Origin of the sequence: Helcobacillus massiliensis (genome assembly GCF_014191425.1) — a bacterium.
GTDB lineage: Bacteria > Actinomycetota > Actinomycetes > Actinomycetales > Dermabacteraceae > Helcobacillus > Helcobacillus massiliensis.
Genome location: NZ_JACHWP010000001.1, coordinates 149,953 through 169,459, shown reverse-complemented (window position 1 = coordinate 169,459; position 19,507 = coordinate 149,953). Strand labels below are relative to the sequence as shown.

Genomic DNA, 19,507 nt, shown 5'->3' with positions numbered 1-19,507 from the left:
ATCGCCCCGACGGGGCGGGTGGCGGATCGCCCAGGTGGGACGGGTGGCAGTGCGCCCCGTCCGGGGCGGTGACTGTCCCAGACGTTCCCGGGACAGTCACGATTGCGGGTTAAACCTACCGCAGGGGCTCAGTGAACGACCGCAGGTCCTCCAGCGCAGCCTGCGCGCGCGACACCTGCTCCGCTACTGCCGACCGGGCCGTGCCGCCCTTCGAGGACCGCGAATCGATCGACCCGAGGGTGGTCAGCACCTCCCGCATCTCGGGCGTGAGATGCTCCGAGATCCCCGCATAGTCCTCATCGGTGAGGTCCCACAGCTCGCAGTCGCGCTCCTCCGCCAGCTGCACCGCCGCACCGGACAGCTCATGCGCCACCCGGAACGGCACGCCCTGGCGCACGAGCCACTCCGCAATATCGGTCGCCAGTGCGAAGCCGCGCGGCGCCAGATGCGCCATCCGGTCCGTGTGGAAGGTCAGGGTCGCCACCATGCCCGCGAACGCCGGCAGCAGCAGCTCCAGGTCATCCGTCGCGGTGAACACCGGCAGCTTGTCCTCCTGCAGGTCGCGGTTGTACGCCAGGGGCATCGCCTTCAGCGTGGCCAGCAGGCCCGACAGCTCGCCGATCAGGCGACCTGACTTGCCGCGCGTCAGCTCCGCCACATCCGGGTTCTTCTTCTGCGGCATGATCGAGGACCCCGTGGAGAACGCATCATCCAGGGTGACGAAGGAGAACTCCTTCGTGTTCCACAGGATGATCTCCTCGCTCAGGCGCGACAGGTCCACCCCGATCATCGCCATCACGAACGCATACTCCGCGAACACGTCACGCGAGGCGGTGCCGTCGATCGAGTTCTCCGCCGAATCCGCGAAGCCCAGCTCCCGCGCCACAGCCTGCGGATCCAGCCCAAGCGACGACCCGGCCAGCGCGCCCGAACCGTACGGGGACACCGCGGCGCGCTTGTCGAAGTCGACGAGGCGCTCCACATCCCGCAGCAGCGGCCACGCATGCGCCAGCAGATGATGGCTCAGCAGCACCGGCTGCGCATGCTGCAGGTGCGTGCGGCCCGGCATCGGCGCCTCCGGGTGCGCCTTCGCCTGCTCGATCAGCGCCGCCACCACGTCCAGAACGCCCGCGGCCACGACCCGCGCGTGATCACGCAGGTACATGCGGCCGAGCGTCGCCACCTGGTCGTTGCGGGACCGGCCGGCGCGCAGCTTGCCGCCGAGTTCATCGCCCGCAATCTCCAGCAGGCCGCGCTCCAGCGCCGAATGCACGTCCTCATCCTCCAGCGAGGGAACGAATTCGCCCGAGGCGACGCGCTCATCGAGCGTGTCCAGTGCCTGCAGCATCCGCTGCAGTTCGTCCTCGTCCAGCAGACCGGCGCGGTTGAGGACGCGCGCGTGGGCGCGAGAGCCCAGCAGGTCGTAGTGCGCGAGTCGCCAGTCGAAGTCCGTGGACTTCGACAGCGCCGCCATCGCCTCCGCGGGGCCCGACGCGAAGCGTCCGCCCCACAGGCTGATGCGCCCGTCGGCCCCCTGGCCCTCCGCCTTCCCGGAACCGCTCGCGGGCATCAGGACTCGCTCCCTGCGTTGAGGCTGGAGCCGTCACCGAAGGTGGGGCCGTTGCCGAACTTCTCATCGCGTGCCGTGGACTGCTTGGAGGCCAGGCCGTAGATCTCGATGAAGCCCTTCGCGTTGGACTGGTCGAAGCTGTCGCCCTCGTCGTAGGTGGCGAGGTTGAAGTCGTACAGACCGGAGTCGCTGCGGCGGCCCGTGACGGTGGCGCGGCCGCCGTGCAGGCGCATGCGGATGTCACCGGAGACATAGCGCTGCGTGTCGTCGATGAACGCATCCAGGGAGCGCTTCAGCGGGGAGAACCACTGGCCGTCGTACACCAGGTCGGTCCAGCGGTCGGAGACCTCGCGCTTGAAGCGGGCCTGCTCGCGCTCCAGGGTGACGCGCTCCAGCTCCTTGTGCGCCTCGATCAGCGCCATCGCGCCGGGCGCCTCGTACACCTCGCGGGACTTGATGCCCACCAGGCGGTCCTCCACGATGTCGATGCGGCCGATGCCCTGCGCGCCGGCGCGGCGGTTCATCTGCTCGATCGCCTGCAGCGGCGTCACCTTCTCGCCGTCGATCGCGACTGGCACGCCCTGCTCGAAAGTGATGACGACCTCGTCGGCGACCGGCGGGAACGCCGGATCATCGGTGTACGAGTAGACGTCCTTGGTGGGCTCGTTCCAGATGTCCTCCAGGAACCCGGTCTCGATGGCGCGGCCCCACACGTTCTGGTCGATGGAGAACGGGTTGGACTTCGTGGTCTCGATCGGCAGGTTGTTGCGCTCGGCGTAGTCGATCGCCTTGTCGCGGGTGAGGGCGAGGTCGCGCACCGGGGCGATGCAGTTCAGCTCCGGGGCGAGGGAGGTGATGGACACTTCGAAGCGGACCTGGTCGTTGCCCTTGCCGGTGCATCCGTGCGCCACGGTGGTGGCGCCGAACTTCTTCGCGGCGGCCACGAGGTGCTTCGCGATGACGGGGCGGGAGATGGCGGAGACGTTCGGGTAGGCGTCCATGTACAGGGAGTTCGCCTTCAGCGCCTGCATGCAGTACTCCTCGGCGAATTCGTCGCGCGCATCGGCGATGTACGCCTCCACGGCACCGCAGTCGAGGGCGCGCTGGCGGATGACCTCGAGGTCCTCGCCGCCCTGTCCGACGTCGACCGCGCAGGCGATGACATCAGCGCCGGTGGCGTCGTGGATCCAGCCGATGGCGACGGACGTGTCGAGGCCGCCGGAGTAGGCGAGGACGATCTTCTCTGTCATGGGGTTCCTCCTCTTCGGGATGATGCTGTGGAAGTCTTCGGGGCCCGTCGGGCCGGATGTCAGGTGTTCGGGGTGCGCCCGTTCGCGAGCGACAGGAGCCTGTCCGCCAGCTCGGGACCGTCGGCGATGCTGCGGGCTATCAGCAGAATCGTGTCATCTCCTGCGATGGTGCCCAGCAGAGTCGGGATCACGGAGTGATCGAGGGCACTGGCGAGGTACTGCGCCGCCCCCGGGGGTGTGCGCACCACCACGAGGTTGTCGCTGGCCTCCGCGGACACCAGCAGCTCCTCGCAGAGCCGCGCGAGCCGAGCCGAATAGTAGTCAGCGGCCTCCTCGCCGGGGCGGAACGGCCGGTGCCGCTCCCCGCCGAGCGCCGGCAGGGTGTACACCAGCACGCCCGTGGAGGAGCGCACCTTCTCGGCGCGCAGGTCCACGAGGTCGCGCGACAGGGTCGCCTGCGTGACCGACACGCCCTCCTTCTCCAGCAGGGACAGCAGAGTGGACTGACTGGAGACCTCGTTGTGGGCGAGCAGCTGTGTGATCAGCTGCTGGCGGGACGCCTTGGTGTGCGGGGTGAGCTGCGCGTCGGTCATCGGGCGGCCTCCATGGTCGCAGTGGGGGCCGACGGATGCGCCGAGTCCCCGGGCGCCCGGGTGTCCGCCGGGCCGATGGTCGCTTCGCCGGTGCTGGCCTGGCCGGTGCTGGAGGAGGAGGCGGCGTCGGCGAGGAAGGTCATCAGCGCCTTCTGCGCGTGCAGACGGTTCTCCGCCTCATCCCACACGGCACTGGCAGGGCCGTCGATGACGCTGGCGGCGACCTCCATGCCCCGGTAGGCGGGCAGGCAGTGCAGGAACAGTGCGTCATCGCCGAGCGCCATCAGCTCCTCGGTCACCTCGTAGGGGCGCAGCGCCCGCTCGATCCGCTCGTCCTTCTCGGTGCCCATCGACACCCAGGTGTCCGTGGCGATCACCTGGGCGCCGAGGCACGCCTCGCGCGGGTCCCCGGTGACGGTGACGGAGCCGCCCGTCTCGGCGGCGATGGCGCTGGCGCGCTGCACGGTCTCCGCCGACGGCGCCCAGCCGGCGGGAGCCGCAACGCGCACGTGCATGCCGGCGAGCGCCCCGCCGATGAGGTAGGAGGCGGCCATGTTGTTCGCACCGTCGCCGCAGTAGGCGAGGGTGCGGCCGGCCAGAGCGGGACCGCTCTCCTCCAGGCCGTCGCGGCGCTGCGCGATCGTCGCGAAGTCCGCGAGGATCTGGCAGGGGTGGCCGGCGTCGGTCAAGGCGTTGATGACCGGCACGCTCGCATGCTCCGCCATCTCCACCAGGCGCTCGTGCCCGCTGGTGCGCCACACGATCATGTGGTTCATCCGCGACAGGATCCGCGCGGTGTCCGCGATCGGCTCTCCGCGGCCGAGCTGGCTGGCGCCGGTGTCGATCACCAGGGAGTGGCCGCCGAGCTCCGCAACGCCCGTGGCGAAGGAGACGCGGGTGCGGGTGGAGGGGAGGTCGAACAGCAGGGCCACGGTCTTCGGCCCCTCGAAGGGGCGGCGCAGGAACCGGTCCTCGCGCATCTGGGCGGCGAGGTGCAGCACCTGGTTCTGTTCGGCGGACGTAAGGGAGTCGTCCATCAGCATGTGTCGCATCAGGAGGTGACCTCCTCGATCAGGGCCGGCACCGCCGCGGTGAAGCGGGCGAAGTCCTCGGCCGTGGTGGTCAGGGGCGGGGCGAGCCGCAGAACGGTCGCGGTGGGAGCGTTGAGGATGAAGCCGATTCTGCCACCGGCCTCAGGATGCAGCGCCCCGGCCGCGGGGGCGCCGATGGTGGGAGCGAGGGCGGGGCGCGCCGGAGCGGCGGCCCGGTTCAGACCGGCTGTGACCAGGTCCGCTGCGATCGGCTCGTTCAGTTCGAGGCCGAGCAGGAAGCCGCTGCCGCGCACACCCGCGATCACGGGGTGCTGCAGCTGCTGGATCTGCTCCCGCACCTGCTCGGAGGTGCGCCTCACGTGCGCGAGGAGCCCGTCGGCCTCGATGGCGGTGAGCACGGCGAGACCGGCGGCTGCGGCGAGCGGCCCGCCGCCGAACGTGGTGCCGTGCTGGCCGGCGGTGAGCAGGGTGGAGGCGCCCTCGCCGAACGCGACGACGGCGCCCATCGGGAAGCCGCCGCCGAGGCCCTTCGCGAGGGTCATGACGTCCGGCTGAATGCCGTGCTCCTGGTGCGCGAACCAGTGGCCGGTGCGGCCCACCCCGGTCTGGATCTCGTCCAGGATCATCAGCGCGCCGTACTCGCGGGTGAGGATGCGCATCGCCGAGAGGTAGTCGTGCTCCAGCGGCAGCACACCCGCCTCCCCCTGGATCGGTTCGGCGATGACGGCGCCCACTCCCCCGGCCTTCAGTTCGGCGCGCAGGCGGTCGGTGTCGTTCGCCGGGATGAACTCGACCCCGCCCGGGAGCGGCTCGAACGGCTGCCGGAACGCATGCTTGTGGGTGAGGGCGAGCGCGCCGATGGAGCGGCCGTGGAACGCGTTCTCCAGCGCCAGGATGCGGGGCTTTCCGGTGCGGCGCGCGATCTTGAACGCCGCCTCCGTGGACTCCGTACCGGAGTTGGTGAAGAACACGCCGGAGCCGGCGGGGGCGTTCGCCAGGTGCAGCAGCTTCTCCGCCAGGTCGATCTGCGGCTTCGTGGCGAACAGGTTCGAGACGTGGACCATGTGCTGCGCCTGCTCGGTGATCGCACCGACGAGCGCCGGGTGGCCGTGGCCGAGGGCGTTGACGGCGATGCCGCCGAGCAGGTCGAGGTAGGTGGCGCCGGCTTCATCGGTGACGTAGGGGCCGTGGCCGTCCACCAGCACGCGCGACGGCGCGAACAGCGGCATCATGGCGTCCGCGTACCGCTGCAGCGTGGGCGCGGCTGCGGTCTCGGCGGCGCCCGGGGCTGCCGACGGGGCCTGCTGTGCGTGCTGACTGCTGAACTCAGACATAGTCGTCCCTCCGAACCATTGTTCCCACGCCCTTCTCCGTGAAGATCTCCAACAGCACCGAGTGGGTGATGCGGCCGTCGATCATGGCGGCGGTCCTCACACCGCGGTCCACCGCATCCAGCAGCGCCTGCGCCTTCGGAATCATGCCGGCTGTCAGGGTCGGCAGCATCTCCCGCAGGTCCTTCGCGGAGATCTCCGGGATCAGCGACTCGGTGCGCGGGTAGTCCGCGTACAGGCCCGCCACGTCCGTGAGCATCACCAGCTTCTCCGCGCTCAGCCCGGTCGCCAGCGCTGCCGCGGCGGTATCGGCGTTGATGTTGAGCACCTGGCCGGATGCGGTGCCGTCGGCCGTGATCTCCGGTGCGATGGAGGAGACCACGGGAATGAAGCCCGCATCCAGGATGGCCATGAGGTTGCGGAGGTTGACGCCGGTGACGTCGCCCACGAGGCCGAGGTCCACCATCTCCCCCTCGATCTCCTGCGGGGGACGGCGGCGCGCCTGCAGCAGGTTCGCATCCTCCCCGCTCATGCCGACGGCGTAGGCGCCGTGCTGGTTGATCAGCCCGACCAGTTCGCGGCCCACCTGGCCCGCGAGCACCATCCGCACCACGTCCATCGTCTCCTCGGTGGTGACCCGCAGGCCGCCCCGGAACTCGGAGTGGATGCCGAGGCGCTCCAGCATCGCGGTGATGTGGGGGCCGCCGCCGTGCACCACCACGGGGCGCAGGCCCGCGTGGCACATGAACACGATGTCGGAGGCGAACGCTGCCTTGAGCTCGTCATCGATCATGGCGTTGCCGCCGTACTTCACCACCACGATCTTGCCGTGGAGGCGCTGCATCCACGGCAGGGCCTCGATGAGGACCTCGGACTTCAGCTGGGCGCGTTCGAGGACGTCGGAGTACTTCACTGCATCGATCATGAAGAGTAGGCGCTGTTCTCTTCGACGTAGTCGTGGGTGAGGTCGTTGGTCCACATGTCGGCGCTGGCGGTGCCGGCGCCGAGATCCACCACGATCTCCACCTCTCGCGGTGTCATGTCCACGAGGTCGCGGTCGCGGCCCACTCCCCCGCCGCGGCACACTTCGATGCCGTTGACGGTGACGGAGAGGTCGTCGGCGCTGAACGGCGCCACCTGCTCCGGCACGCAGCCTGCGGCCGCCACGATCCGGCCCCAGTTGGGGTCGTTGCCGAAGATCGCGGCCTTCACGAGGTTGGAGCGGCAGATCTCCCGGGCGACTGCTTCGGCGGCGTCCTCGGTGGTGGCGGAGGTGACGGTGACGTGGACGTCATGGGATGCGCCCTCCGCATCGGCGACGAGCTGGCGGGCGAGGTCGGCGGACACCTCCCGCACCATCTGGGTGATGTCCTTCTGGGAGGGCTTCACTCCGCTGGCGCCGGAGGCGAGGAGGATGACGGAGTCGTTGGTGGACATGCACGCATCCGAATCGACCCGGTTGAACGTGGTGGTGACGGCATCGGCGACTGCCTTCTGCGCCTGCTTGTGGGTGATGTCCGCGTCGGTGGTGATGACCACGAGCATGGTGGCCAGCTGCGGCGCCAACATTCCGGCGCCCTTGGCCATGCCGCCGACGGTGATGCCGCCGCGGCTGACCTGCGCCTCCTTGTGCACCGAGTCGGTGGTCATGATCGCCTGCGCCGCGCCGGTGCCGTGCTCGGCGCTGTCCCCGGCGCTCTCGGCGGCTGCCGCGATGCCGGCGGTGAGGGCGTCCATCGGCAGGAGGGTGCCGATGAGGCCGGTGGAGCAGACGAGTGCCTGCTCGTACCCGGCACCGACGGCGGCACCGGCGGCAGCGGCCATGGAGGCGGCGTCCCGCATGCCCTGGGCGCCGGTGCAGGCGTTGGCGCCGCCGGAGTTCAGCGCCACCGTGGTGATCGGGGTGCCGGTGCGGTGCGCGGTGGCGAGGGACTCCTCGGACAGGAGGACGGGCGCGGCCTTCACCCGGTTGCGGGTGAACACGGCACCGGCGGAGAACATGGGGCCGTGGTTGATGACGACGGCGACGTCGGATTGTCCGGTGGTCTTCAGGCCGGCTGCGGTGGAGCCGGCGGTGAAGCCCTGGGCTGCTGTGACGGACATGGCGGTCCTTTCTTCTCGCACTCGCGAGGCGGGGCCGGCGCCGGGTGGCGGCGGGGCGGCGCGTGACGGTCTGGAGGGTCTGCGGGGCGGGCGGGTGGCTGCTGGGTCGGCCGGAGGGCGTGGGCGGCACCGACGAGGTGCGCCGACGCGCTCCGGCTACGGTCGCAGCCCGTCGCCGCTGAGCCCGGTGCCCTCCGGCAGACCGAGCGCCAGATTGATCGACTGGATCGCGGCGCCCGCGGTGCCCTTGACGAGGTTGTCGAGGGCCGCCATCACGGTGACGGTGCCGGACTTCTCATCGACGTCCCAGCCGAGCAGGACACTGTTCGCACCGGCTGCGCTCGCCGTGTTCGGAAACGCGCCCTCGCCGAGGAGGCGGATGAACGGCTCATCGGCGTAGGCGTCGTGGAAGGCCCGGGTGATCGCGGCCGACGGGGTCTGCGAATCAGCGAGCTTCGCGGTCACCACAGCCTGGATGCCGCGGGACATCGGCACGAGGACCGGGGTGAAGGTGAGGCGGAATCCGTCGGCCTCCTGCCCGCTGGCGGCGGCGAGGTTCTGGATGATCTCCGGGATGTGCCGGTGCTGGCCGCCGGCGCTGTACGGCACGGCGCCGGCCGCGGCTTCGGACAGCAGCAGGTGCGGCTTCGGTGAGCGTCCGGCGCCGGAGTAGCCGACGGCGAGCACCGCACCGAGCGTTATCGGGTCGATGAGGCCGCGGGCGACCAGCGGCATCAGCGCGAAGGTGACGGCTGAGGCGTTGCAGCCGGGCACCGCGATTTCGCGGGCGTGGGCGAGCTGCTGGCGCTGGGCGGTGCCGGTGGCGCGCAGCAGTTCGGGCATGCCGTAGGTCCAGGTGCCGGCGTGGGGTGAGCCGTAGAACTCCTCCCACGCAGCAGGGTCGACCAGGCGGAAGTCGGCCCCGAGGTCCACCACCAGGGTGTCTGGGGACTGCTCGCGCACCTGGGAGGCGATGGGGCCGGACTGGCCGTGCGGGAGGCCGAGGATGACGACATCGTGCCCGATGAGGTTCTCCACCGTGGTGTCGACGAACGTCATCTCCGGATCGAGGTCGAGGTGCGGGAAGTGGCCGGCGACCTTCTCTCCCGCGTTGGAGTGCGCGGTGAGGATGACAGCGTTCAGGCGCGGGTGCTGCTGGAGCAGGCGGACGATCTCTCCGCCCGCATATCCGGAGGCTCCGGCGACGGCCGCGGTGAATGCTTTCTCAATCATGCGCAAAACTATACGGGCGAGCGGGTGGGTATGCAACTACGGGTCGCGCGAGCATCAGCGTATGGCGACACCCCATGGCTTATGCGGCATCGGCCTGCCGCCATACACCCCTGCTCGCGAGGAGCAGGAAGCGCGGGGGCGCGGGGGCGCGGGGAGCACGGCACTGGGGTACGCATCGGGGCCGACGGAACCGGACATGCGAAAGGGCCGGGCGGGGACTGTGCCCCTGCCCGGCCCTGGAACTCCGGCCCGAAGGCCGTACCGACGATTCAGCCGGTCAGACGAACTCGATGGTGCCGGTCTCGCGACCCAGCAGCACCACCGGGGTGATGGCCGAGTAGCCGGCGGCCTCGACGGCCCGGCGGTCGAACCGCACCAGCGGGTCGCCCGCGCGCACCTGGTCACCCGCGGCCGCGAGCACCTCGAAGCCGTCACCGCCCATCTTCACGGTGTCCAGACCGATGTGGATCAGCAGCTCCGTGCCGTCGTTCAGCGTCATCGCCACAGCGTGACCGGTGTCCATGACCTGCACGACCGTGCCGGCGGCGGGCGCCACCACGGTGTCCTCGGTCGGGTCGATCGCAGCGCCCACGCCGAGCATGCCGGACGCGAAGGTCTGGTCCTCGACCTGGTCCAGCGGGATCACCGCACCGGCCACCGGCTGACGCAGACGCACGATCTGCTCAGCAGGAGCGGCGGCACCGGCGGCGAGGGCCGGGTCGTCACCAGCGGCGCCCGCGGAGGCGGCGTCGGCAGTGTCGGCTGCGGGAGCCGGGTCGGACGATGCGGGGGATGCGGACGGAGCCTGGCGGACACCCTCCATGATGTCCTCCATCGCGTCCTTCACGAACTGCACGTTGAGGCCGTAGATGACCTGGTAGCTGTGGCCACCGGTCTTCATCACACCGGCAGCGCCGGCGCGCTTGAGCGCCTTCTCGTCAGCAAGGGACACATCGCCGAGCTGCATGCGCAGCCGCGTTGCGCAGTTCTCGATCTCCTCGATGTTGTCCGCGCCGCCGAGAGCGGTGATGAACCGATCGGCGGTGACGAGGTACTTGTCCGTACCTGCACCCGTCGGCCCACCAGTGGCGGTATCGCCGCCAGCAGCGTGGGAGCCGAGGGCAGCAGCGGAGACCGCCGCACCGGCCGGGGCGAGACCACCGGCAGCGACACCGGCGAGGTCCTCGTCCTCCTCCACCGGGCCGCGGCCCGGGGTGCGGAGGTTCCACTTCAGGATGATCCAGCGGAACGTCACGAAGTACACGGCGAACCAGAACAGGCCCAGCGGGAACACCATCCACGGGTTCTGCGCCATCGGGTTCGCCCACTGCACCAGCAGGTCGATGAACCCGGCGGAGAACCCGAAGCCGGAGCGCACCGGCAGCAGGGTCGTGATCGCCAGCGACAGGCCCATGAACAGGGCGTGCACCACGAACAGGCCCGGCGCGAGGAACATGAACAGGAACTCCAGCGGCTCCGTCACACCCACGAGGAACGACGCGAACGCCGCGGACAGCAGGATGCCGGCGGTGCGCTTTTTGCGACCGCTGTCCGCCGTCACGTACATCGCCAGTGCCGCACCCGGCAGGCCGAACATCATGATCGGGAAGAAGCCGGTCATGTACTGCCCGGTCACACCGTAGGTGCCCTCACCGGCGAGGAAGTTGTTGAGGTCGGCGATACCGAAGCCGTCGAACCAGAACACGGCGTTCAGAGCATGGTGCAGACCGAACGGGATCAGCAGGCGGTTCAGGAAGCCGTAGATGCCGGCGCCGACGGGACCGAGCGTGGCGATGAACTCACCGAAGTGCACCAGGGCGCTGAACAGCAGCGGCCACAGCACCATCATGACCAGCGCGAACGCGATCGACACCAGCGCGGAGATGATGGCGACCGAGCGCTTGCCCGAGAAGAACGCGAAGTAGTCCGGCAGCTTCACGTCCTTGAAGCGGTCGTACGCCCACGCGCCGATGAGGCCGCAGATGATGCCGATGAAGACGTTCTTCACGTTCGCGAACGCCGGGTTGACGGCCTCGACCTCAATGCCCTGGAACTTCGCCATGGTCTCAGGCGAGAGCAGTGTGGTGACCGTCAACCAGGAGACGAGGCCGGCGAGGGCGGACGTGCCGTCGGACCTCGTGGACATGCCGATGGCGACACCCACGGCGAACAGCAGGGCGATGTTGTCGAGGAGGGCGCCGCCGGCGGCAGCGAGGAATGTGCCGACCAGGGACTCCGCGCCCACCCAGTAGCCGAAGCCGGAGAGGACCGCGGCGATGGGGAGCACGGCGACCGGAAGCATGAGCGACCGGCCGAGCCGTTGCAGGAACTTCATGAGGAGGAATCCTTCGCTTCCGGACGCGCGCTCGTCGTCGAAGCAGCGCCCGGAGAGTGGGAAGAGGGACGACGCCACTATGGTATGCCCCGGATGCACGAAGGACCGGGCGGGGAGCCCCCCACCCGGTCCTCGCGGAGTCGTCAGCGCATCAGGCGCGCAGCTCGCCTCCCATGGCCGTAGCCACAGCATCGATCGCCTGCTGGCGCAGCTGAGCGATCTGCTTCGTGTTCAGCGTGGACTCCAGCGGACGCAGACGCACCGCGAACGCCAGCGACTTCTTCCCCTCGGCGACCTGGTCTCCGCGGTACTCATCGAACAGCCGCACGGACTCCGCGGCATCGCCGAGGCCCACCAGCATGGCGGCGCGGACCGCGGATGCCGGCACGTTCTGGTCCACGACGAACGCGAAGTCCTCCTTCGCGATCGGCAGCGTGGACACCGGCCCCGCATCCACAACGGAGGGGGCCGATTCGATCAGCGCATCCAGGTCGATCTCGAACGCCGACGCCCCCGCCGGCAGCTTGAACGCCTTGATGACGCTCGGGTGCAGCTCACCGGCGTGGCCGAGCAGGTCGCCCTCTGCGGTGCGGATCTCGGCGGTGCGGCCCGGGTGGAACGGGGCGATCTCGCCCTGGACCACCTCGACCTGTGCACCGGCGGCGTCCGCGGCGCGCTTCACCGCACTGATCGCATCCGCCCAGTCCCAGGAGCGGGCCTTCCCCGCCACGCCCTCCGGCGCCACAGCACCGGCGAGGACACCGGCAAGGCGGCGTGTCTGCGGCGCGAGGGCAGCATCGATCGCTGCCAGTTCAGCATCCGTCGGCCGCGTCTCGGCCGACGGAACCGGCACCTGACCGGAGCCGCGGAAGAACACGGTGCCCGCTTCTGTGAGCGCGACCGCGTCCTCACCGCGCGCGATGTTCAGCTGCGCCGCGGGCAGCAGGGTCGCGAGGATGCTGGAGCGCATCAGCGGCTGATCGTCCTGCAGCGGGTTGAGAAGGCACACCGTTGAGCGGCGCTCATCATCAGCGGGCACCTGGAGGTCATCCAGCACCTGCTCACTCGTGAACGGCACTGTCAGCACCTCGGTGAGGCCCGACTCCGCGAGCGCGGTGAGGACGGCGCGGCGTCCGCGCTGCAGGCGGGTGAGGCCTCGGCCACCGGGCGCCTTCGGCAGCACCGACGGGATCTGGTCGTAGCCGACGAGGCGGGCGATCTCCTCCACGAGCGCTTCGCGGATCGTGAGGTCGGGTCGCCAGCTGGGCGGCTGCACCGTCAGCACCTCCTCACCGCCGGCGGCGGGAGTGGACGCGGTGACCACTGTGCAGCCGATCTGCTCCAGGCGGCCCACCACGTCCTCACGGGAGTACTGAACGCCCATGAGCCGCTCGGCGAACCCGAGCGGCAGATCGATCGGAGCGAGGGCGGGCTGCTCCTCGGTGCGGACATGGGTGCGCTGGGGTTCGATGGTGCCGCCGCCGAACTCCACGAGCATCTCGGCGGCCTTCTGCACCGCGATCTGCGGCAGCGCCGGGTCCACGCCGCGCTCGAACCGCTTGGACGCCTCGGAGGGCAGGCGGTGGCGGCGGGCCGTGCGGGCCACGCTGATCGGAGAGAACGACGCGCCCTCCAGCAGCACGCTGGTCGTGGACTCCCCCGCCTCGGTGGAGGCGCCGCCCATGACGCCGGCGAGTGCGATCACGCCGGAGTCATCGGCGATGACAAGATCCTCCTCGAACAGGGTGCGCTCCTGGTCATCGAGGGTGATGAGAGTTTCGCCCGTGCGGGCGCGGCGCACCGTGATCCCACCGGTGAGCTTGTCCGCATCGAAGGTGTGCAGCGGCTGGCCGAGGTCCAACATCACGTAGTTCGCGACATCGACGCTCAGCGAGATGGGGCGCATGCCGGCGAGGATGAGCCGCTGCTGCAACCAGCGCGGGCTCGGGGCCGACGGGTCGATCCCCGTCACCTTCTGCGCCACGTAGGCGGTGCAGCCGATCTGGCCGCGGATCGGGGAGTCGTCCTTCAGCTGAACGGGCACCGGCTCGCCGTCAGGGCCGCTGGTGGCGGCGGCATCCGTCGGCCGGGAGTCCTCCCCTGCGGCGCCGCTGAGCGCCGGGTCGGTGAACGCACCGCCGGTGGCGTGGCCGTATTCGCGGGCGACACCGCGCATGGAGAAGCAGTAGCCGCGGTCGGGCGTGACGTTGATGTCCACGACCTCCTCACCAAGGCCGAAGAGGGCGATCGCGTCATCGCCGGGCTTCGCGTCGATCCCTTCGGCGGAGCCCTTGCCGAGCACGATGATGCCCTTGGTCTCGTCGCCGATGCCGTCGCCGAGGCCGAGCTCCGCGGTGGAGCAGATCATGCCGTCGGACATGTGGCCGTAGGTCTTGCGGGCCGCGATCGGGAACGGTCCGGGCAGCACCGTGCCCGGCAGGGAGACCACAACGAGGTCCCCGGGCACGAAGTTGTGCGCCCCGCAGATGATGCCGCGGCTGGGCACTTCCTCGCCGGGCTGCGGGTCCTTCGGGTTGTCCTTCTCCTCGTTGTGCTCATCGCCCACGTCCACACGGACCCAGTTGATGGTCTTGCCGTTCTTCTGCTCCTCCTTCACGAGGTCGAGAACGCGGCCCACCACGAGGGGGCCGGTGACCTGCGCGGGGATGATCTCCTCTTCTTCGAGGCCGACGGAGACCAGGCGTGCAGCGACGCTCTCCGCCGTGGCACCGGGCTCCAGCTCCACATGGTCGGCGAGCCAGGTCAGGGGGATGCGGGGCATTCTCAGATCTCCGTTCCGAAGTGCTGGGAGAAGCGGATATCGCCCTCCACGATGTCGTGCATGTCGGGCACTGCGCTGCGCAGCATGAGGATGCGTTCGATGCCGAGACCGAACGCGAAGCCCTGGTACTCCTCCGGGTCCACCCCGCAGGCGCGCAGCACGGCCGGGTTGACCATGCCGCAGCCGCCCATCTCGATCCAGCCGGTGCCGCCGCACACCCGGCAGGCCGGGTCGGCGTCATGGTCGATGCCGGCGCGGGCGTCGCAGGAGAAGCAGCGGAAGTCGATCTCCGCGCTCGGCTCCGTGAACGGGAAGTAGGAGGGGCGCAGGCGTGTGATCGGCTCCCCCCCGAACACGGCGCGGGAGAACTCGTTCAGGGTCCCCTCCAGGTGAGCCATGGTCAGGCCCTTGTCGATCGCCAGCCCCTCCACCTGGGTGAACACGGGCGCGTGGGTGGCGTCCAGCTCGTCGGTGCGGAACACGCGGCCCGGGCACGCGATGTACAGCGGCACACCGCGCTCCAGCAGGGTGCGGGCCTGCACCGGGGAGGTGTGGGTGCGCAGCACCTGACCGGACCCCTCGGGCGCCACGTAGAACGTGTCCTGCATCTGGCGCGCCGGGTGGTCCTCATCGAAGTTCAGGGCATCGAAGTTGAACCATTCCGCTTCGAGCTCGGGGCCCTCCGCGATCTCCCAGCCCATCCCGACGAAGAAATCGCTGATGCGGTCCCCCAGGGTGGACAGCGGGTGGCGGGCACCGCGCGGCAGGCGGTCCTGCCAGGTGGTGACGTCCACCGTTTCGCTGCGCAGAGCCTGCTCGAGCTCCTCCGCGGCGATCTGCTGCTGGCGCTCAGCGAGGGCCTTCTGCACCTGGCCCTTCGACCCGCCGATCAGTTTGCCGGCGGCGGCCTTCTGCTCCTTCGGCAGGTCGCGGATGCCGCGGTTCGCGATCGACAGCGGCGCATTGTCGCCGACATGGTCGATGCGCACCTGCTTCAGCTCCGCACTGCTGCTCGCCTGCCCGATCGCGGCGAGGGCGGCGTCCACAGCCGCTCGGATCTCCTGCTCGGAGGGGAACTCCTGGGTGGGGCTCACGGAATCACACGCTTTCTCCATCGTGGGAAGTGACTGCACTTATCCTACGGGCCGGATAGGGTCAGGACCGAGCCATGCACACCGTGAGAACAGGAGAATCACCATGAGCTGGAATGTGACCGGTGTTGTCGCCCGAGCTGCGAAGGAGCCCACCGAACTGACCACCATCGTGGTGCCGGACCCCGGCCCGAACGATGTCATCGTGGATGTGCAGGCCTGCGGGGTCTGTCACACCGACTTCGCCTACCGTCAGGGCGACATCCACGACGGGTTCCCCTTCCTCCTCGGCCATGAGGCCGCGGGCGTGGTCGCCGAGATCGGTGAGGACGTCACCCATGTGGAGAAGGGCGACTTCGTGGTGCTGAACTGGCGCGCCGTCTGCGGCCAGTGCCGCGCCTGCCGCAAGGGCGAGCCGAAGTACTGCTTCGACACCCACAACGCCTCAAAGCAGATGGAGCTGGAGGACGGCACGAAGCTGGAGGCCGCGCTCGGCATCGGCGCATTCCAGGAGAAGACCATCGTGCATGAGAAGCAGTGCACGAAGGTGAACCCCGATGCCGCCCCGGAAGCCGTCGGCCTGCTGGGCTGCGGTGTGATGGCCGGCATCGGCGCGTCCATCAACACCGGCGAGGTGAAGCGCGGCGAGACCGTTGCCGTGATCGGCCTCGGCGGGGTGGGCTGCGCTGCCGTGGCGGGCGCGAAGCTCGCCGGCGCCACCACCATCATCGCGCTCGACATCGATGAGCGGAAGTTCGACTGGGCGAAGACCTTCGGCGCCACCCACACCGTCAACACCAAGGGTCTCGAGCCGCAGGAGGTGGCTGAGAAGATCCGCGAGCTCACCGGCGGCTTCGGCGCCGACGTGGTGGTGGACGCCGTGGCCCGCCCGGAGACCCTGGAGTCGGCGTTCTTCGGCCGCGACCTCGCCGGCCGCGTGGTCCTGGTGGGCGTGCCGAACCCGACGGACACCTTCGAAGTGCCCATGATCGAGATCTTCGGCCGCGGCGGCGCCACGAAGTCCTCCTGGTACGGCGACTGCCTGCCGGAGCGGGACTTCCCGTACCTGACGGACCTGTTCCTGCAGGGGCGTCTGCCGCTGGATGAGTTCGTGACCGAGACGATCGCCGGTGATGCGATCGAAGCGGCGTTCGAGAAGATGGGCCGCGGCGAAGTGCTGCGCTCTGTTGCCCTGTACGGAGATGGGGCCTGAGGCCCGGACTGAGGAGGAGACACGCCATGACCCTGCGCATCGACCATTCCACTGCCGCCGGCACGTTCTCGCTGGACGGCGAGACCCATGAGGTGGAGAACAACATCTGGGTGATCGGCACCGACGATCAGTGCGTGGTGATCGACGCCCCGCACGACATCGACGCCGTGAAGAAGGTCGTGGACGGCCGCGAGGTGCTCGCGCTGCTGCTCACCCACGCCCACGATGACCATGTCCGCTTCGCGCCTGAGCTCGCCCAGGAGCTGGAGGCGGCGATGCTGCTGCACCCGGACGACGAAGAGGTCTGGAAGCTCACCCACGGCGACCTCGAATGGGATGAGGATCTGCAGGAGGGCTCCACGTTCACCCTGGACGACACGGAGATCTTCACGCTCCACACCCCGGGCCACTCCCCCGGTTCCGTGTGCTTCTACATTCCGTCGCAGAACGTGCTGTTCTCCGGCGACACCCTGTTCGAGGGCGGTCCGGGCGCTACCGGCCGGTCGTTCTCGTCCCGGGAGCAGATCGAAGAGACGATCCAGCGCCGCCTGTTCACGCTGCCGCGCGAGACGACGGTCAACACGGGCCACGGCCCGTCCACCACGATCGGCGCTGAGATCGACGCTGCGAAGAAGGACGGCTGGCTGAAGGACGACTGATGTACGGGACCCCTTGGCCCCGCGGTGACGCTCTGCCTGCTGGAAGAGATGAGGGCCCGCGCTGCTGATGCAGTGCGGGCCCTCTTCGTCAGGCGGCGCGGCGATGAGCTGGCCCGCTTCGGCGAGCTCCAGTTCGTTCTCGAGGTCCAGTGCCCGCATCACAAGGGTCCGGCCGCCGGCAGCGACATGGGCAGTGCGGGGAGTTCGGCCCTTTTCGCCCGATCTGTCCCGTAGATACTGTGACGGCATGAACACAGCCACCAGTTCCAGTTCGGTTGACGCCTTCCCGCTGATCGCGTGCATCTTCGGCGTAGCCGTGGGTCTCTTCCTGGTCATTGCGCCGCGCACAGCGCTCTACTACCAAGAGGCGTGGCACTTCGCCGAGGGCAGGAAGATGAAGCTGAACCCTTCCGCTGTGGAGCTCTATCGCATGACCGGCGTCGTCATCCTGCTCGCCAGCATTGCCGGCGGGGTATGGTCAGTCGAACTCATGCAGAAGAACCAGGCCCGGGAGGCGGAGAAGGCGGCACACGATCGCCAGGTACAGGAGGAGCTCGCCGACCTGGAAGAGAGGAAGCGCACGCGGGCACAGGACGCCCCGAAGGTGGGGACGATCGAGAAGGACCTCCAGCTGGACGCGGATGAGGCGCAGATCGCTGATCCGTCGCTCATCATCCCGGTGGACGAAGTCCCGGCTGAGTCATCCCGGACCTACCCCTGGGTGAGGGTGGACCCGGACGCCCAGCACCCCGCCTACCTGTGGGACCTTCCGGTGACCACGTTTCGGTTCCCGCGCACGGCCAGCACCGAGGGGCCGCCGGCCTCGACTGATCTCGCGGTGGCGGCCCCCGCCATCCCGTACACGGTTAAGAGCGCCTGTGTCGGGGTGCCGGTGCACGTGTCGGAGAGCGCCGACGAGGTCGTGGTGACCATCGGCGAGCCGCAGGCCGAATCCGGGGACCCGTGCCCTTCCTCCGAGGTCAGAACCGGGGTGATCCCGATCGATCTGAAGGACCCCATCGGGAACCGGGACGTCACGGTCCGCTGACCCTCAGGGTGCTGCCGCGACTGTCAGACCGCGCGACTGTCCCCCGCCGGGCCGTCCAAGCGCTCCGGCACCGGTCCCTGGAAAATGTATTCGCTGCCGATGCGCCGGTACCCGAGCTGCTCGTTGATATGGATCATCGAGTCGTTGATGTGAGAGTTGTAGGTGATGATGCGCGTCAGGTGCGGAGCGATCGTGGCGAGCTCACGATGCAGGGCGAGCTTCACCGCGCGAGCAAGCCCCCGCCGGCGATGCTCCGGCATCACCAGGGTGTTCTCCTGCCGCGCCAGCGTGGTCTCCGGGTGGTCGGAAAAATCGATATAGGTGTGGGCGACGGCGCGGCCCGTCTCGATGTGCCGTGCGATCGCGGTGACCCGACGGACGCCGCCGTCGGCGCGGCGCTTCTCCGAAGCCCGGATCCGCTCCGGCGTGTAGGTCGGCACCTCAGCTTCGTAGTCCTCATCCGGGTCGTCGATGTCGAGCTGGGCGAGCATCGCGCCCCAGTCCTCCAGCAGGTCCTCGGGGATGGGGTCCTGCACGATCTCGATCGAGTACCCATCGGCCTGCTCCCCGATCGCGTCCTGCATGCGGGCGAGGGCGTCCTCACTGATAGGGAGGTCGCAGACGCGCACTCCGGCGGTGGAGACGTGCTTGAGGCCGGCGCGGCGCGCGAGGATCACACCCGCTTCCAAGTCCATGTCCTCGCCTTCACGAACGGTGGCGAACACCGATGTCTTCGTGCGGCCGGTGGCGTGAGCGATGTCCAGCGCGTACTGGGCGAGGGCGCGGCCGATTCCTTGGCGGCGCATCGCGGGGTGCACGACCTGGTGGCTGAAGATCGTGTCGGTGTTGTCCAGGCGCGGCGCGAACACGGTATCGAAGCCCACGATCTGTGTGCCGCCCTCGAGCATCTCCATTTCGGCGACCACCGGCAGCATGTGCGCCATCGGGCTGGACTGGAGCAGGGCGCGCCGCTGCGCGATGGTGTGCCTCTCGGCGGCGCCGGTGAAGGCGAGGGAGTCGGCGATCTCGATGTCGAGGATCTGCTCCACGTCGGCATCGCTCTTCAGATCTGCGGGGCGCAGGGTGATGACGGGTCCCTCGGGGTACAGCGGGAAGGTGACGGCGGCGGCTGCGGCGAAGGCGTCGGCTGTGCGGTCGGAGTTCATGGGGTTCAGTGTCGCCCTGGGCCGACGGGCGCCGCAATCGAAATAGCCCGCCCCTCCCTCTTCTTTCCATACTTCAGCAGA

At 69.4% G+C, this 19,507-nt stretch carries 15 protein-coding genes; 3 read left to right on the top strand and 12 right to left on the bottom strand.

Translation table 11 applies throughout. From position 1 onward, the window contains the following. Window positions 1–115: 115 nt before the first annotated feature. From argH to pheS, 11 genes are all read right to left on the bottom strand, one after another. Entirely contained in the window at window positions 116–1,570 is a 1,455-nt protein-coding gene (argH, locus tag FHX50_RS00765) for an argininosuccinate lyase (protein ID WP_183373577.1), read from the bottom strand. Next, complete coding sequence (locus tag FHX50_RS00760; RefSeq protein ID WP_183373576.1) at window positions 1,570–2,820, bottom strand: argininosuccinate synthase; 1,251 nt, start codon at window positions 2,818–2,820, stop codon at window positions 1,570–1,572. Before FHX50_RS00760 ends, argH begins: the two co-directional genes overlap by 1 nt. Before the next feature lie 59 nt (window positions 2,821–2,879). Continuing rightward, window positions 2,880–3,413, bottom strand: coding sequence for an arginine repressor (locus tag FHX50_RS00755; protein ID WP_183373575.1), 534 nt, complete (start codon window positions 3,411–3,413; stop codon window positions 2,880–2,882). Continuing rightward, entirely contained in the window at window positions 3,410–4,468 is a 1,059-nt protein-coding gene (argF, locus tag FHX50_RS00750; protein WP_183375221.1) for an ornithine carbamoyltransferase, read from the bottom strand. Before argF ends, FHX50_RS00755 begins: the two co-directional genes overlap by 4 nt. Then, entirely contained in the window at window positions 4,465–5,799 is a 1,335-nt protein-coding gene (locus FHX50_RS00745; protein ID WP_183373574.1) for an acetylornithine transaminase, read from the bottom strand. Before FHX50_RS00745 ends, argF begins: the two co-directional genes overlap by 4 nt. Further along, entirely contained in the window at window positions 5,792–6,721 is a 930-nt protein-coding gene (gene argB, locus FHX50_RS00740) for an acetylglutamate kinase (RefSeq protein WP_183373573.1), read from the bottom strand. Before argB ends, FHX50_RS00745 begins: the two co-directional genes overlap by 8 nt. Beyond that, on the bottom strand, window positions 6,718–7,899 hold the full coding sequence (argJ, locus tag FHX50_RS00735; protein WP_183373572.1) for a bifunctional glutamate N-acetyltransferase/amino-acid acetyltransferase ArgJ: 1,182 nt from the start codon (window positions 7,897–7,899) through the stop codon (window positions 6,718–6,720). Before argJ ends, argB begins: the two co-directional genes overlap by 4 nt. 156 nt (window positions 7,900–8,055) lie before the next feature. Then, window positions 8,056–9,132, bottom strand: a complete 1,077-nt coding sequence (gene argC, locus FHX50_RS00730; protein WP_183373571.1) for an N-acetyl-gamma-glutamyl-phosphate reductase — start codon at window positions 9,130–9,132, stop codon at window positions 8,056–8,058. Window positions 9,133–9,409: 277 nt separating this feature from the next. Beyond that, the gene (locus FHX50_RS00725; RefSeq protein ID WP_183373570.1) at window positions 9,410–11,467 is read right to left on the bottom strand and encodes a PTS sugar transporter subunit IIABC; all 2,058 of its coding nucleotides are present in this window, start codon (window positions 11,465–11,467) and stop codon (window positions 9,410–9,412) included. A 151-nt stretch (window positions 11,468–11,618) separates the two neighbouring features. Beyond that, on the bottom strand, window positions 11,619–14,249 hold the full coding sequence (pheT, locus tag FHX50_RS00720) for a phenylalanine--tRNA ligase subunit beta (RefSeq protein ID WP_183373569.1): 2,631 nt from the start codon (window positions 14,247–14,249) through the stop codon (window positions 11,619–11,621). A 2-nt stretch (window positions 14,250–14,251) separates the two neighbouring features. Further along, the gene (pheS, locus tag FHX50_RS00715; RefSeq protein ID WP_183373568.1) at window positions 14,252–15,364 is read right to left on the bottom strand and encodes a phenylalanine--tRNA ligase subunit alpha; all 1,113 of its coding nucleotides are present in this window, start codon (window positions 15,362–15,364) and stop codon (window positions 14,252–14,254) included. 82 nt (window positions 15,365–15,446) lie between these two features. Here pheS and FHX50_RS00710 point away from each other — a divergent pair, with 82 nt between their 5' ends. The 3 genes from FHX50_RS00710 to FHX50_RS00700 all read left to right on the top strand — a co-directional run bounded on the left by FHX50_RS00710 (window position 15,447) and on the right by FHX50_RS00700 (window position 18,260). Continuing rightward, the gene (locus tag FHX50_RS00710; RefSeq protein ID WP_183373567.1) at window positions 15,447–16,553 is read left to right on the top strand and encodes an S-(hydroxymethyl)mycothiol dehydrogenase; all 1,107 of its coding nucleotides are present in this window, start codon (window positions 15,447–15,449) and stop codon (window positions 16,551–16,553) included. Window positions 16,554–16,579: 26 nt separating this feature from the next. After that, window positions 16,580–17,212, top strand: a complete 633-nt coding sequence (locus tag FHX50_RS00705) for an MBL fold metallo-hydrolase (protein ID WP_183373566.1) — start codon at window positions 16,580–16,582, stop codon at window positions 17,210–17,212. 247 nt (window positions 17,213–17,459) lie between these two features. Continuing rightward, complete coding sequence (locus tag FHX50_RS00700; protein ID WP_183373565.1) at window positions 17,460–18,260, top strand: DUF6199 family natural product biosynthesis protein; 801 nt, start codon at window positions 17,460–17,462, stop codon at window positions 18,258–18,260. Window positions 18,261–18,283: 23 nt separating this feature from the next. Here the strand turns inward: FHX50_RS00700 and FHX50_RS00695 are convergent, their stop codons facing one another. Next, window positions 18,284–19,426, bottom strand: a complete 1,143-nt coding sequence (locus FHX50_RS00695) for a GNAT family N-acetyltransferase (RefSeq protein ID WP_183373564.1) — start codon at window positions 19,424–19,426, stop codon at window positions 18,284–18,286. Window positions 19,427–19,507: the final 81 nt, after the last annotated feature.

Excerpts from the sequence above, each read along its gene's own strand:
- argB (WP_183373573.1), bottom strand. The coding sequence starts at position 6,721 with ATGATCGATGCAGTGAAGTACTCCGACGTCCTCGAACGCGCCCAGCTG.
- FHX50_RS00700 (WP_183373565.1), top strand. The coding sequence starts at position 17,460 with ATGAACACAGCCACCAGTTCCAGTTCGGTTGACGCCTTCCCGCTGATC.
- FHX50_RS00710 (WP_183373567.1), top strand. The coding sequence starts at position 15,447 with ATGAGCTGGAATGTGACCGGTGTTGTCGCCCGAGCTGCGAAGGAGCCC.
- FHX50_RS00705 (WP_183373566.1), top strand. The coding sequence starts at position 16,580 with ATGACCCTGCGCATCGACCATTCCACTGCCGCCGGCACGTTCTCGCTG.
- pheS (WP_183373568.1), bottom strand. The coding sequence starts at position 15,364 with ATGGAGAAAGCGTGTGATTCCGTGAGCCCCACCCAGGAGTTCCCCTCC.
- argC (WP_183373571.1), bottom strand. The coding sequence starts at position 9,132 with ATGATTGAGAAAGCATTCACCGCGGCCGTCGCCGGAGCCTCCGGATAT.
- FHX50_RS00695 (WP_183373564.1), bottom strand. The coding sequence starts at position 19,426 with ATGAACTCCGACCGCACAGCCGACGCCTTCGCCGCAGCCGCCGCCGTC.
- FHX50_RS00745 (WP_183373574.1), bottom strand. The coding sequence starts at position 5,799 with ATGTCTGAGTTCAGCAGTCAGCACGCACAGCAGGCCCCGTCGGCAGCC.
- pheT (WP_183373569.1), bottom strand. The coding sequence starts at position 14,249 with ATGCCCCGCATCCCCCTGACCTGGCTCGCCGACCATGTGGAGCTGGAG.
- argJ (WP_183373572.1), bottom strand. The coding sequence starts at position 7,899 with ATGTCCGTCACAGCAGCCCAGGGCTTCACCGCCGGCTCCACCGCAGCC.
- FHX50_RS00755 (WP_183373575.1), bottom strand. The coding sequence starts at position 3,413 with ATGACCGACGCGCAGCTCACCCCGCACACCAAGGCGTCCCGCCAGCAG.
- FHX50_RS00760 (WP_183373576.1), bottom strand. The coding sequence starts at position 2,820 with ATGACAGAGAAGATCGTCCTCGCCTACTCCGGCGGCCTCGACACGTCC.
- argH (WP_183373577.1), bottom strand. The coding sequence starts at position 1,570 with ATGCCCGCGAGCGGTTCCGGGAAGGCGGAGGGCCAGGGGGCCGACGGG.
- FHX50_RS00725 (WP_183373570.1), bottom strand. The coding sequence starts at position 11,467 with ATGAAGTTCCTGCAACGGCTCGGCCGGTCGCTCATGCTTCCGGTCGCC.